Annotated in this window: 10 protein-coding genes and 1 pseudogene; 6 read left to right on the top strand and 5 right to left on the bottom strand. The window is 55.6% G+C overall.

All coding sequences use genetic code 11. The features are described from left to right. Positions 1–5: 5 nt before the first annotated feature. From QA648_RS31225 to QA648_RS31205, 5 genes are all read left to right on the top strand, one after another. Positions 6–1,244, top strand: a complete 1,239-nt coding sequence (locus tag QA648_RS31225) for an SfnB family sulfur acquisition oxidoreductase (protein ID WP_283052823.1) — start codon at positions 6–8, stop codon at positions 1,242–1,244. Between the two features lie 17 nt (positions 1,245–1,261). After that, the gene (locus QA648_RS31220; RefSeq protein ID WP_283052821.1) at positions 1,262–2,620 is read left to right on the top strand and encodes an LLM class flavin-dependent oxidoreductase; all 1,359 of its coding nucleotides are present in this window, start codon (positions 1,262–1,264) and stop codon (positions 2,618–2,620) included. A 346-nt stretch (positions 2,621–2,966) separates the two neighbouring features. Beyond that, positions 2,967–4,001, top strand: a complete 1,035-nt coding sequence (locus tag QA648_RS31215) for a fatty acid desaturase (RefSeq protein WP_283052820.1) — start codon at positions 2,967–2,969, stop codon at positions 3,999–4,001. Positions 4,002–4,377: 376 nt separating this feature from the next. Further along, positions 4,378–5,481, top strand: coding sequence for a porin (locus QA648_RS31210; RefSeq protein WP_283052818.1), 1,104 nt, complete (start codon positions 4,378–4,380; stop codon positions 5,479–5,481). A 408-nt stretch (positions 5,482–5,889) separates the two neighbouring features. Next, positions 5,890–6,489 carry a nitroreductase family protein gene (locus QA648_RS31205; protein ID WP_283052816.1) on the top strand — a complete coding sequence of 200 codons (600 nt, stop codon included), beginning with the start codon at positions 5,890–5,892 and terminating at the stop codon, positions 6,487–6,489. Between the two features lie 100 nt (positions 6,490–6,589). Here QA648_RS31205 and cysE read toward each other — a convergent pair. The 3 genes and pseudogenes from cysE to QA648_RS31190 form a co-directional block, all read right to left on the bottom strand. Next, positions 6,590–7,222 (bottom strand): annotated as a pseudogene (gene cysE / locus QA648_RS31200) (serine O-acetyltransferase); the annotation flags it as partial. Positions 7,223–7,400: 178 nt separating this feature from the next. After that, entirely contained in the window at positions 7,401–8,588 is a 1,188-nt protein-coding gene (locus tag QA648_RS31195; RefSeq protein WP_283052815.1) for an IS701 family transposase, read from the bottom strand. Positions 8,589–8,639: 51 nt separating this feature from the next. Continuing rightward, positions 8,640–8,873: a hypothetical protein gene (locus QA648_RS31190; protein WP_283052814.1), complete on the bottom strand. Its 234-nt coding sequence runs from the start codon at positions 8,871–8,873 to the stop codon at positions 8,640–8,642. Between the two features lie 327 nt (positions 8,874–9,200). On the opposite strand from QA648_RS31190, the gene QA648_RS31185 reads away from it, so the two are divergent. After that, a complete protein-coding gene (locus QA648_RS31185) occupies positions 9,201–10,589 on the top strand; it encodes an FAD/NAD(P)-binding protein (protein WP_283052813.1) in 1,389 nt (462 codons plus the stop codon). A gap of 32 nt (positions 10,590–10,621) precedes the next feature. Here the strand turns inward: QA648_RS31185 and QA648_RS31180 are convergent, their stop codons facing one another. Both QA648_RS31180 and QA648_RS31175 read right to left on the bottom strand, forming a co-directional pair. After that, complete coding sequence (locus QA648_RS31180) at positions 10,622–11,449, bottom strand: alpha/beta hydrolase (protein ID WP_283052812.1); 828 nt, start codon at positions 11,447–11,449, stop codon at positions 10,622–10,624. Between the two features lie 52 nt (positions 11,450–11,501). Continuing rightward, complete coding sequence (locus tag QA648_RS31175) at positions 11,502–12,377, bottom strand: hypothetical protein (protein WP_283052811.1); 876 nt, start codon at positions 12,375–12,377, stop codon at positions 11,502–11,504. Between the last annotated feature and the right edge of the window lie 199 nt (positions 12,378–12,576).

The following is a 12,576-nucleotide window of genomic DNA, read 5'->3' as shown; positions in this document are numbered from 1 at the left end:
AAACCGTGACTAATATCGATCTTCGGGTCTCTGTCGAACCTGCGCCGGCACCGCTATGGCGGCCCGATCTCATTACCGACGACAGGCAGGCTATCGAGGTTGCAACTGCCCTAGCCGCAGAATTTGCCGCAGACAGCGCCGAACGCGACAGGGATCGCATCCTGCCATGGCGTGAACTGGAGCGTTTCAGCGAAACTGGTCTGTGGGGCATTGCCGTGCCACGTGAATTCGGCGGTGCGGGCGTGTCGACGCACACACTGTCCAAGGTGATCGCCATTATCGGTGCCGCCGATGGATCGCTGTCGCAGATTCCTCAAAATCATTTCTACGCGCTTGAAGTCCTGCGCGTCGGAGCTTCGGCTAACCAGCGACGCTTCTTCTTTGAGCGCGTACTGGCGGGCGAACGTTTCGGCAACGCACTGGCGGAAATCGGTCAGCGCGATTTCAAGCGGCGAACGCGGCTTTTTCGCGAGGCGGGAAAATGGCTTGTTCACGGACGGAAATTTTACTGCACTGGGGCCATTTACGCACACTGGATTCCAACCTTCGTCGTTGCGAAGGAGGACGCAAAGGACGTCACTTATCTCGCCTTCATCCCGCGAAATGCACCCGGCGTGACGGTCATCGACGATTGGGACGGTTTTGGTCAGCGTGTTACTGGGAGTGGCTCGGTCGAATTCGATCGGGTTGAGATCGACCCGGAATGGATCGTCCCGTTTCAATCGTCTTTTGAGCGCCCGACGACGATCGGCCCGGTCGCGCAAATCATGCATGCGGCCATAGATCTCGGAATAGGGCAGGGTGCGTATCGAGAAATGTTGCAGTTTATTCGCGAACGGGCCCGACCCTGGCTGGATTCCAAGGTCGAGCGGGCCTCTGAAGATCCGCTGACGCTGCAAAGCGTCGGGAATGTCTGGTTGCGCCTGCGTGCTGCGGAAGGTTTGCTGAAGCGAGCCGCAGAGGCAACAGATGCGGCCCGCGCTGATATGACCGAGGATAGCGTTGCGCGCGCGTCGATTGCCGTCGCGGAAGCGAAGATACTAGCCACCAAGGCGAGCCTGCTTGCTGCCAACAAGTTGTTCGAGTTGTCGGGCACGTCGTCTACGCTTTCAAACGACAATTTCGATCGCTATTGGCGCAACGCCCGCACACATACGCTGCATGATCCGGTGCGCTGGAAATATCAGGCCATCGGCAATTATTATCTCAATGGCAAACGACCACCGCGCCACGGCGCGATCTGAACGGAATAGCGAACAAGATGGCGACCAGGAAAAAGCAGATATTGCTCAACGCGTTCAACATGAACTGTGTCGGGCACATCAATCACGGGCTATGGGCGCATCCTAGAGACCAATCCCATGGCTACAAGACGCTCGATTATTGGACATCGCTTGCAGCCACGCTCGAACGCGGGCTGTTCGATGGCATCTTTCTTGCCGACATCTTGGGCGTCTACGACGTCTACCAGGGCTCCGTCGATCTGACCCTGCGTGAATCCATTCAGTTGCCGGTCAACGATCCTTTATTGCTCGTCTCCGCGATGGCCGCCGTGACGCGGCACCTTGGATTTGGTGTCACCGTCAATGCCAGCGCCGACGCGCCGTATATTTTCGCCAGGCGAATGTCGACGCTGGATCATCTGACGGGTGGTCGCATCGGCTGGAACATTGTGACGGGCTATCTCGACAGTGCAGCGCGCGGATTGGGCCTTGAAAGCCAGATCGAGCATGACAGCCGATATGATCGCGCCGACGACTATCTTGACGTGCTCTACAAGCTCTGGGAGGGAAGCTGGGAAGACGATGCCGTATTGCTTGACAAGGAAAGGCGCATCTATGCGGATCCGTCAAAGGTGCATGCGATCGACCATCAAGGGCCGTTTTACCGCTCACAGGCCTATCACCTAGCCGAACCGTCGCCCCACCGCACGCCGGTTCTGTATCAGGCCGGAACGTCTGGCCGTGGCAGGCAGTTTGCAGCGCGCCATGCGGAATGCATCTTCATCGCCGCCCCCGACAAGAATGCGGCCCGTGCGGCCTCTCGTTCGTTGCGCGAAGCAGTTGTTGCGGCGGGCCGAAAGCCAGACGACATAAAAATCTTCCTCGGTATCACCGTCATAACCGATCGTTCCGCCACGGCGGCACGAGAAAAGCATACAGAGTATCTGCGCTATGCCAATCCGGAGGCAGGGCTTGCTCATTTTTCGGCCAGTACGGGTATCGACTTTTCGCGGTACGATCTCGATGAATCAATTGTCTATGGCAGGTCCAATGCGAGCCAGTCCGCGACCCAGATTGCTCAACAGCGCGGTTGGACAAAGCGGCAGTTGTTGCAGGAATTTGCCATGGGTGGCCGCTATCCGGTGGTCGTCGGTGATGCGGCATCAGTTGCCGACGAGCTTTCGTCTTGGATGGACGAAGGTGAAATTGATGGCTTCAATCTTACCCGTACGGTCGTGCCCGAAAGCTTCGTGGATTTTATCGATATTGTCGTGCCGGCGCTTCAGGAGCGCGGAATCTATAAAACTGGTTATGAACAGGGTTCGCTTCGGCGAAAGCTTTTCGGCAAAGGCGACAGATTGCCGGATCGTCACATAGGCGCATCCTTTCGCCACTGATGGTCGACCCGCTTCGCCAGCATCTCTCTTGCTGGACGTAGGTTTAACGGAAATGGAAATGCAACCAAATGGCACGAGCGGTCATCGACGGGACGATGATGCTTGTCGCTGAGAAATGCAGGATTGTGCCCTGTGGTATCCACCCGGCCATAGGCGGGGCTTCTAGTTCGACGCACGGATTAGATCCAATAGTCTACAAATTACATAGAATAAATATTTTCCCGACTTAAGGCATTTCGCAAGAGCATTTCCTTTTTGCCGTCGTCTCCGCAAACTCATATGGCGCGGCCTGTTGTGTGCCTTTCTTATATTGACCTCCACGTTTTCTTTCCAGGCATTCCCCACTATGGCCAATTCACACTCGTCCGAAGCTCTTCCCTCTCAGCCTGCGCTCTCCGCCATCGCTCGTATTGAATGGCAAACAATCGCTCTTGCAGTCGTGATCTATGGTGGTTTTCTAATGGTGACCTGGTGCTGGCAATCGCTGCCCGTCATCGCCGTGATTGTTTGTGGCGGCTGGCTCATTGCCTGGCAAGGTTCCCTCCAGCATGAGGTAATTCACGGTCATCCGAGCCGCCATCGCGGGATCAACGATGCCATGGGTTGGCCGCCATTGTCCCTTTGGCTACCCTATGCGATCTATAGGGAAGGGCACTTAACCCATCATCGCGACGAGTACCTCACGGATCCGATCGAAGACCCAGAATCCTCTTACTTCACGAGGGCGGCTTGGGAGCGCATGGGCCGCGTTGGAAAAACAATTGCTACCTGGAATTTGACACTACTCGGGCGTTTGACGCTCGGCCCTCTAGTCATGATCGTCAGCTTTCTCGGTCAGGAATTTTCGCTCGTGCTTAGGGGTGACCGACAACGCATGATGCTTTGGGTTCGCCACGCCGCCGGTGTGGCGGCGGTTCTGTTTTGGGTCTTATGGATCTGCGCAATGCCGCTATGGCTCTATCTTATCGGTTTTATCTATTTTGGCGCGGCGCTCACCAGACTGCGCTCATACACTGAGCATCGATATGCCGATCATCACTACGAGCGCACAGCCATCGTGGAGAACAGCCCGCTTTTCGGCTTGCTTTTCCTCTACAACAACCTGCATGTGCTGCACCACCAGTGGCCAGGCATACCTTGGTATCGCATCCCCTCCCTCTATCGCCGCTACAGGAACCAGTTGATTAGCCTCAACGGAGGTCTCGTCTATGATGGCTACCGGGACATCGCACGGCGATTTTTGTTGAAACAGCATGATAGTCCCTCTCATCCGCTACATCGGCTCGGATTCGAGCCGATTGCGGCGGTGACTGAGAGCCCTTCCGGGGGCCATAGGACAAACGCCGCAGTCATCGCAGATGGTGAGCAGATCTCTGCCTGACGGAGCAGTTTGCGCCCAAAACGATGCAATTGATTGCGTTGCCGCGTTTGTTATCGGAAGCCTGGCCGTCGGGAGGCGATTTTTAGCCTTACGGCCCTTGCGCGACACGCATCGCCTTCGTGCAATGCAATAATTCGACGCCAATCAAAATCCAAATGAGTACATCCGCTGCTGTAGGAAATGTGGCAATTTCACAACAAAAATACGCCATTCTATAATCTATAAAATTTATAGAATTACATGGCTAATAAAACGCTGTTCGATAAGCGATTTATATCTCCGGAAGCAGGCGTGGGGCCCTTCCAATAGGGAACAACGGGGTAGGGGTTCGCCACCGGCTGAACTAGCACTCTGACTTATTTGAACTGGAGTAATTATGAATATCAAGAGCCTCTTATTCGGCTCCGCTGCTGCCGTAGTGACAATTTCGGGTGCCCAAGCCGCTGACGCAATTGTAGCTGCCCAACCTGAACCGCTGGAATACGTTCGTATCTGCGATGCTTACGGAGCCGGGTATTTCTTCATTCCCGGGACGGAAACCTGCCTGAAAGTTGGCGGCTTGGTGCGCACTGAAGGCAAGTGGTACAACGCATACAATCCCGGCTCAGGCGGAAACTACGGCACCCTTTGGCATACACGCGCGCAGCTTTCGATCGATACCGCGACGGACACCGAGTATGGACCGCTCAAGACCAATACAGTCTATCGATGGGATTGGCAGGAAGGTGGTGCCACAACGACAAAGCTTCTTTGGGCCAACATTAGTCTCGATGGTTTCCTGATCGGTAAGCAGGATTCGCAATATAACCTCTTCACCGGTTATGCCGGCAACGTCATAAACGATGATGTGGTTTACGATGGGCCTTATGAGCTCAACCAGATCACCTATAATTATGATGCTGGAAATGGCTTTACAGCCGTCATCTCCCTAGAGGACAGCAATTCAGGCACGAATGCCGCATCTTATGGCGGCGCGTGGGTAACCGCGAAGGCCGACCATTATGCTCCAAATGTTGTCGCGGGCGCTGGCTACAAGGCGGGGGCTTGGCAGTTCCGGATCGTAGGCGGCTATGATTCTATCGTGGAAGAAGGCGCAATCAAAGCACGTGTCGACGCCGACTTCGGTGTATTCAAAGCATTCTTGTTGGGTGGTTGGAACACGGACGGTGACAAGCTCAACCAATATGCGGGTTCCAACTTGAACGTCTCTGCCTGCACGACCGCAGGTGTTGTTCACGGCGCAAAATGTGGTTGGGGCGATTGGGCCCTGTGGACCGGCATCACCGTTCCGATCAATGACAAACTTCAGGCCAATGCACAATTCGCCTATACGGATTCAAAAATCCTGGAAGTCACAGCCAATGTCCGCTGGAACCCTGTCAAGAACTTACTCATTCAGCCGGAAGTCACCTACACAAATTTCGACACGATCAACGACGATCAATGGGCCGGAATTTTGCGTTTCCAGCGCAGCTTCTAACGAAGTCGCTCTTGGCTGAAATTTACCAAACCTGGCCAAGGCCAGGTTTGGTTGGTTGTTTCCCAAGCCGCCTTCCTCGCACGATTATCGTGGAACAGGTCTTTCCCCGAATGTGGCCCTTTGATGAGGTGGAGTGTGTTGAAATCTGAGCTTATTTCGAGTGTTGCGATCAGCCACCCACATCTCGAATTCCATGAGGTGGAACGTATCGTGGTGACGGTTCTGGACGAAATCGTCGAGACATTGACGCATGGAGGAGGGGCGATCTTCGAGGGACCGGTGTCTTTTCTTCATTGCGGGACCGGGTCAATAAAACGCTCCCGGCATGTAGCGAAGATCGCTGACTGCTGAAGCGTCGTTGTCGAGGGCCGTTCCATTTCCAAATTCTGTCACAAATCGGAAGCTAACATGTCCAATTCATTTATCGATGCCATTAGACGGCGTCGGAGCCAATATGCTCTAGGCAAGACATTGCCGGTCTCAGCCGATACCGTCACAAATCTCGTCAAGGAAGCCGTTCGGCTATCTCCTTCCACGTTTAACTCGCAGAGTTCGCGCGTGGTCATCCTTTTCGGAGAGCAAAGCGATCAGCTCTGGGCGCTTACCAAAGAGGCGCTACGCAAAATCGTTCCAGCCGATTCGTTCGGCTCGACGGAAGCTAAAATCGATCGATTTTCGGCTGGAGCGGGGACCGTTCTATTCTTTGAAGATCAGGATACTGTCACACTGCTTCAGGAAAAATATCCGCTTTATGCTGATAATTTCCCGACCTTCTCCGAACATTCCTCAGGCATCACACAATTTGCCGTCTGGTCTGCACTGGCGGACGCCGGAATTGGCGCGAGCCTGCAACATTACAATCCGTTGATCGATGAGCAGGTGTCTGCGGCTTGGCAGTTGCCGATTTCCTGGCGGCTTCGCGCCCAGCTTCCTTTTGGCTCAAATGAAGCTCAGCCTGCAGACAAGCCCTTCATTGATGATGCCTTGCGTTTCAGAGTGTTTGGGTAAAATGTCGCCTTTGAGCACGCTCTCGGCTGTCCCTTATGCAGGAGACAGCCGGGAGAAGCTCCCGTAAACTCCCGCGACAGCGGGAGACGCACATCTCACTTCAGATAATGTATTCAGGTTCCGACAACGTCTGATCCATAGTGATGCCCGGGAGCGCGGAATGGCGTTTCCCAACCGGACGAGCTGGAACGCCGGCGACTGACGTGTAAGGTATCACCGAATTCACAACGACGCTGCCGGCCCCCACCTTGGCACCTACACCAATCTCGATGTTCCCCAGAATCTTGGCTCCCGCTCCAATGAGGGCTCCGCGGCGTACCTTCGGGTGACGATCGCCGCTTTCCTTGCCCGTGCCGCCCAAAGTTACATTCTGCAGGATAGACACGTCGTCTTCAACGACCGCAGTCTCACCAATCACCAGTCCGCTTCCGTGATCAAGCATAATACTTCTACCCATTCTCGCTCCCGGATGGATATCAACGCCAAATACCTCTGAAATTCGGCTCTGGATGTGGCGCGCCAAGTGTACCCTGTTATGGTGCCAGAGCCAGTGGGCGACGCGTTGGCCCTGAAGGGCGACGAAGCCTTTGAAATAGAGGAAGGGGATAAGAATTTCGCTGTTTGAGGGATCGCGATCCTTAACCGCAATAAGATCTGCGGCAGCGTCGGAGACAATATTGTCGTTGCTGACAAAGGCCTGTGCGATCACGGAAATAAGTTCATCGTGGTCTAGTACTACAGTTGTAAATGACCTCGTTTTCTATAGTGGGCGAGCATGGCCTGCGCCTGATGGTTTCGTCGCCAGAGAGACCAGGCGAGAATGAATCCCCGCTTTGCGGGCTTTCGCATGATCAGCCGAGCGATGAGCGTGCGGATTTCGGCGACGGTGGGGATGAGCCTGATCTTGCGCGTCAGGCAGCGATTTTCGGATTTGGACTCGTTTCGTTCGGTTTGCCGCAGGCCGAACGGCGTAGATCGGCGCCGAGCTTGGCGAGGAAGGCCGCGGCCGCCATGACGAGCGTCATGTGGCGATGCCAGCCATGCCAGGAGCGCGCCTCGCAATGGTCAAGGCCGAGATCGTCCTTGGCGCGCTGGAAGCATTCCTCGATCGTCCAGCGCAATCCTGCCGCGCCGGCCAGTTCCGCAAGCGTAGCCTCGGCGGGTGCAAAAACCAGATAGTAGCTGAGGGCGCGCGGATCCGTTCGGCTTTTGCGGATGAGGACATAGCGGGCATAGCCTTCCTCGACGACATAAGGCAGCGCAATCCGGGCCCAGTCGTAGAGACGCAATCCTTTGGCGCCTTCGCCGGCAGGACAAGCAGTCCAGGCCGCAACGGGCAGTTCCTCGGCCATCTCTTTCGGGTCCGTCTGCAGCAGCCCCTGATCGGTCAGCATTCGCAAGGTATGGTTGGAGCGCACCGCAAGCACATAAGGCTGTCGGCGCTCCTCGAGCATGCGGCGCGTCTGGTAATCGCCGCCATAGGCCGCATCGGCCAGAACCCAGGCGCACGGCACGCCGCGATCAAGCGCCTGTGCCAGCATGGCGCGCGCCATTGCTGGCTTGGTCAAGAATTCCGTCTCCTGTGGAATCCCGGCCGCCTTGCGCCGCGCCTGGTCTTTCGCCCACGCCTCCGGCAGATAGAGCCGTCGGTCGATCAGCGTCTGGCCAAAGCGGCTGGCATAGGCGACAAACACGCCGATCTGGCAGCTCTCGATCCGGCCGGCGGTGCCCGAATATTGCCGCGCCACCCCGACCGAATGGGTGCCTTTCTTCAAAAAACCGGTTTCGTCCACCACCAGCACGCCCGATCGATCGCCGAGCGCCTCCATGGCGTAATCGCAAACGATGTCACGCAACCGGTCCGCATCCCATTGCGAGCGCCCCAGCAGGGCCTGGATTCGCCACGGGCGCCCAAGGCCGGCCTGCTCGGAAAGAAGCCAGCCCGTCTTGCGCTCAATCCCCGATAAAAGCCCGTCGATAAATGCCCCGCAGCCCTCCCGCGCCTCAGAACGTCGGAACACCACGCCAAGACGCGCCTTCAGCACCGACAGTTCCCCTTCCCAGGAAATCCCCGAACCCGACCATTCCGAAACAGACATGCCGCAGCCCCTTCAAAAAACTCCTTGAAGAGAATCATGATTTGCTCCCATTTACAACTGTAGTACTAGGTCGTGATTGGCAAGTTTGAGCGCGATACGCTGCGCCAGCGCTTGGGCAAAGCTCGCATGATAAAGGACAGAGGAGTTCAGAGCGCGACTTAGCGTGGGGTCACTGTCAGAAGCTGCAACGGCTTCGCGGCACAGCGCTTTCCAAATGGTCGCTACTTGTAATGACTGGGACGGCTCGATTGAGAGTGTGCTCAAGCCGAAAAGGAGACCAGCCATTTAAATCTCGCTTCTGTAGAGCCGTGAGCTTTCAATAAAATGACCTATGTGCGTAGGACGGGCTCGATATTACCCACTGCGGCGCGAAAAAGATCTCATAGATCGTCTATTGTTGCAGAGTATTGAGAATTTATTTTCCCGATTTCTTGCTGCAGGCGGATTGCCAGATGCAGAGCCAAACACCGCTCACGAGAACTCCGCTCGTCCTTATCTTCGTCCACCTTCAGAAGCTCAACCGTATTCCTGAAACAGCGACTTGCAGATAGCGATTAATTTCTATAATTTTTGTAGATATTGCTCCAGGCAATTTGAAAAGGGAGCCTAGCCATGACGCTTCTGTCGCCACGTATCGTGAATTCGGGTAGCGAAGATGTCGATCGAATCGCGAAGATCGCGATCATTGGCAGAGGGTTTTCAGGGATCATGGCGGCGATTGCCCTGTTGAAGCGCGTCGAGGGGCCCTTTCACTTGGTGCTATTTGATCCCCGACCGAAGATCGATATTGGTGAAGCGCTAAATCAATCCTCGGCGAGTGTTTTGACAAGCCGCGTTCGCGATCTCTCTATCGATCATGACGACGCGGGTGATTTTCGCCAATGGCTGGAGGCGGAGGAGGGGTGGCTTGATCGAGTTACCTCCGATGCGGAAGATCTTGATGATTCATTCGTTCCGGGCGAAGCCTTTCGAACCTATGTCTATGATCGCTTTTCCAAAGCCTTGAAAATACGAACGGATGCCGTTGTCCAATTCCTGCCAGATAAGGTGATCTCTATTGAACAGGGTTCCGCTGGAGGATTGTCCGTGCTTACCGAGGCAGGTGAAAGTACTCGCTTCGACGCTGTTTTCCTATGCACCGGATATGGACTTCGTGAAGGGTTGGATAGCACGCTGCCCACAATTGAAGCTGATCGTGCCATCGTAATTGGTGAAGGCATACAAGCCGTTGATAAGGCCTTGGCACTTTTGGATGAAGGCAGGGCTTCACGGGTTGTCTTGATTTCGGAGTCGGGCTTTCTGCCTCAGTCGCATGCCGTTAAGGCTCAGGGATCGCTCCTGGCGGATCAAGCCATCCCACGGAGCCTTCGGGGGGCATTTCGTTTTCTACGGCGGGAGGCAATCAACGCCGGTAACCAAGGGCTCGGCTGGCAAGGTATCATGAATGGCTTTCGCCTGCAGGCTCGGGAGCTTTGGGAAGGACTAACGCCAGACGAGCGAAGACGCTTCAAACGGCACGTTCAAGCCGTTTACGAAAGTCACCGCAATCGGCTTCCACCGGAGCGCTATCAAAGATTGCACCGTGCGATTGATGAGGGGACGATCACCGTCCGCAGAGGAAAGATAGATCGGATCGCAAATAATGGTGTCCTCCTCGTGGCGCCCGTCGGCTTTGAGGTTCTTCCCGCAGACATCGTCGTAGACAGTCGCGCCCACTCGTCCGGTACCGATACTGCTCTGGTTCGCGCGATCGTTAAGACTGGCTTGGCCAAGAGTGATGAACTCGGTATCGGCGTCGTCGTCGATGAATGCGGGCAGACAACAGACGCTCCCAATACTTCTCGAGGTTTATTCGCGATGGGACCACTTGGGTTGGGCAGTGTTCCGGACGTCGACTTGGTACCTCAGATTGTCGAGCAGAGCCACCGGGCGGCAGCTTCGGTCGATGCCTGGCTCGGCGAGCGAACGCAAAAGGCCCCAGACGGGCGAGTGACGAGATGATTTAGCGATGTTCTTAGATGCCGACGGTTACGTCAGGAAACGTCACGCGGTAGGCAAAGAGCCCGTGCGATCGCCAATGCCAAGTCCTGAGGCTTTTCCCAGGCCATGGAATGTCCGGCATCAGGGATGATTTCAATATGTATCCCGTTTGAAGAGAGAACCTCAACATCCGGATCCGGCAGGGAACAGCCTCCGAAGATGATAGTTCTCACCGCGGGCAAGGCATAGAGTTGGTCACGCCAGCTCGGGTCGGTTCCAGACACGAGAGACGTTGCTTCGCGATGGACGGCATGAGGCGACGAGAGCGACAGCGAGGCGGCCCATAAGTCGTTTCCGTCCGATAGGGACTTGGAAATGAGGTCGGCGTGACCGTGGCGGACGTAATCAGCCTCGCTCATCTGCGCGATCATGCGACTGAAAGCGCCACCGCCCGGATCAAGATTGGGCTCGCCAAGAACCAGATATCGAACGGAATCGGCGAGCGTATATGCAACCGAGCTCGCAATCGCCCCGCCCATACTGTGGCCAAAGACGTCGAACGATCCGATGTCCAACGCCCGGATCAGATCTATGATCGTGCCAGTATGGTCTTCAATCGTATAGCCGAAGTCACGTGGATGGTCGCTGAAGCCTGATCCCAGCAAGTCGATCAGGATCAGCCGGCGCCCGGTCAGGGCGGGATCGGCGGCCACGCTCAGATAGTCACCCGATGAACTACAGCCAAGCCCGTGGAGGAAGATGAGCGGTGGGCCGCTTCCAGCTCTATCGTGATATCTTATGCTTCCTCGGTGAGGATCAAGCTTCAGAGACTTCATGACGATATCAATTTCGTCCCACTCCTGGCGCCGTGCGACACGCATTCTCGAAAATCCATGAGGAGAAAAGTTCCGGCAAATCCACGTCGCTGTATCCTCATTCGTCGCGGTCCCAGCCTTTACTTTCGGCGACTTTTGCGACGAGGGAGGCATAGTCGCCGCTTATCGATTCTAACTTTTTCACCAATTCAGATGTAGGCCCGCCAAGCAGGCTTATGTAGTCTTCGCCGACCTTCGCCTTCTCCCAATCATTGCCGACAAATCGCGCGACTGCCTTGCCGGACATAGAGACTTCCGGTGCCGGAGCGCCAAACGATGCAGCAGTTTGCTTTAGCCCGTCAACGAAGGTGGCATCGTCCAGGCCGCTATAGGGTTTTCCTTCGGAATTGGTGACGTTGAGAAAGATTTGCTCGTCACCGAACACCGTATAGCCCCCACCTAAGCCCTTTTTTGTCGCATCGGCCGCCTCAAAGAACTTTTGTGCGACGGAAGCGCTGAGTGTGTCCTTGGGAAACCGAACAACAGCAAAGCCAGTTTTGCCTGTTGTGTCGTCGAGGCGGGAGACGAGGACGCTATATTGGCGGAAAATGTAGCCAAGGGAGCCGGCCAAGCGATCGGCCGTGGCGTCATCAAGCTCTCCCTCGGTCTGAAGCGACGCGTTAGTTTTCAGGAGATATCCGCCGGGCGTCACTTCCGTTTCCAGCGTTGCAGGGTCGATGCCGTTGGCTGATATGATTTTGGGGACGATATCCTTCAGCACCTCGGCTGAAAACGCCACTCGATCATCATAGCTGGCATGGGCAAGCCGCGGGAGATGGAACCCCACAGACGGTGTCGCCTCATAGGACAGGAGCACCTTTTGGCCAGCTAGAGCGGTGTTCTGGAATGCGAGCGGGATGATGGCTGCTAAAACAACTGCCCTCAATGCGGTCCGCAATGAGGGGGCTCTTTTGGCGAAAAAAATGTTCTGCATACATTATCTTCCTGGTTGGCCCTACAGATGCCGGGAGCGGCGCGAAGAGATTTCATTAGAAAGCTCGGCGCATTTCGCGCGAAGTTCACTATCGGTTCCGTCGTCGTCGAAATGGTCGTCCAAGAGCAGGAGGCGGTATTCCCGAACAAGCAGCCTCGTTTCAAGATCGTCGCGTAGCGCAGAGAGGCGGAAGAAGTGG

Origin of the sequence: Rhizobium sp. CB3171 (genome assembly GCF_029714265.1) — a bacterium.
Taxonomy (GTDB): Bacteria; Pseudomonadota; Alphaproteobacteria; order Rhizobiales; family Rhizobiaceae; genus Rhizobium.
This window is presented reverse-complemented; position numbering and strand designations above follow the sequence as displayed.

What these genes read in the sequence shown, in the direction of transcription:
- QA648_RS31175 (WP_283052811.1), bottom strand. Translation starts at nt 12,377, where the DNA reads ATGCAGAACATTTTTTTCGCCAAAAGAGCCCCCTCATTGCGGACCGCA.
- QA648_RS31190 (WP_283052814.1), bottom strand. Translation starts at nt 8,873, where the DNA reads ATGGCTGGTCTCCTTTTCGGCTTGAGCACACTCTCAATCGAGCCGTCC.
- QA648_RS31210 (WP_283052818.1), top strand. Translation starts at nt 4,378, where the DNA reads ATGAATATCAAGAGCCTCTTATTCGGCTCCGCTGCTGCCGTAGTGACA.
- QA648_RS31220 (WP_283052821.1), top strand. Translation starts at nt 1,262, where the DNA reads ATGGCGACCAGGAAAAAGCAGATATTGCTCAACGCGTTCAACATGAAC.
- QA648_RS31185 (WP_283052813.1), top strand. Translation starts at nt 9,201, where the DNA reads ATGACGCTTCTGTCGCCACGTATCGTGAATTCGGGTAGCGAAGATGTC.
- QA648_RS31215 (WP_283052820.1), top strand. Translation starts at nt 2,967, where the DNA reads ATGGCCAATTCACACTCGTCCGAAGCTCTTCCCTCTCAGCCTGCGCTC.
- QA648_RS31205 (WP_283052816.1), top strand. Translation starts at nt 5,890, where the DNA reads ATGTCCAATTCATTTATCGATGCCATTAGACGGCGTCGGAGCCAATAT.
- QA648_RS31180 (WP_283052812.1), bottom strand. Translation starts at nt 11,449, where the DNA reads ATGCGTGTCGCACGGCGCCAGGAGTGGGACGAAATTGATATCGTCATG.
- QA648_RS31195 (WP_283052815.1), bottom strand. Translation starts at nt 8,588, where the DNA reads ATGTCTGTTTCGGAATGGTCGGGTTCGGGGATTTCCTGGGAAGGGGAA.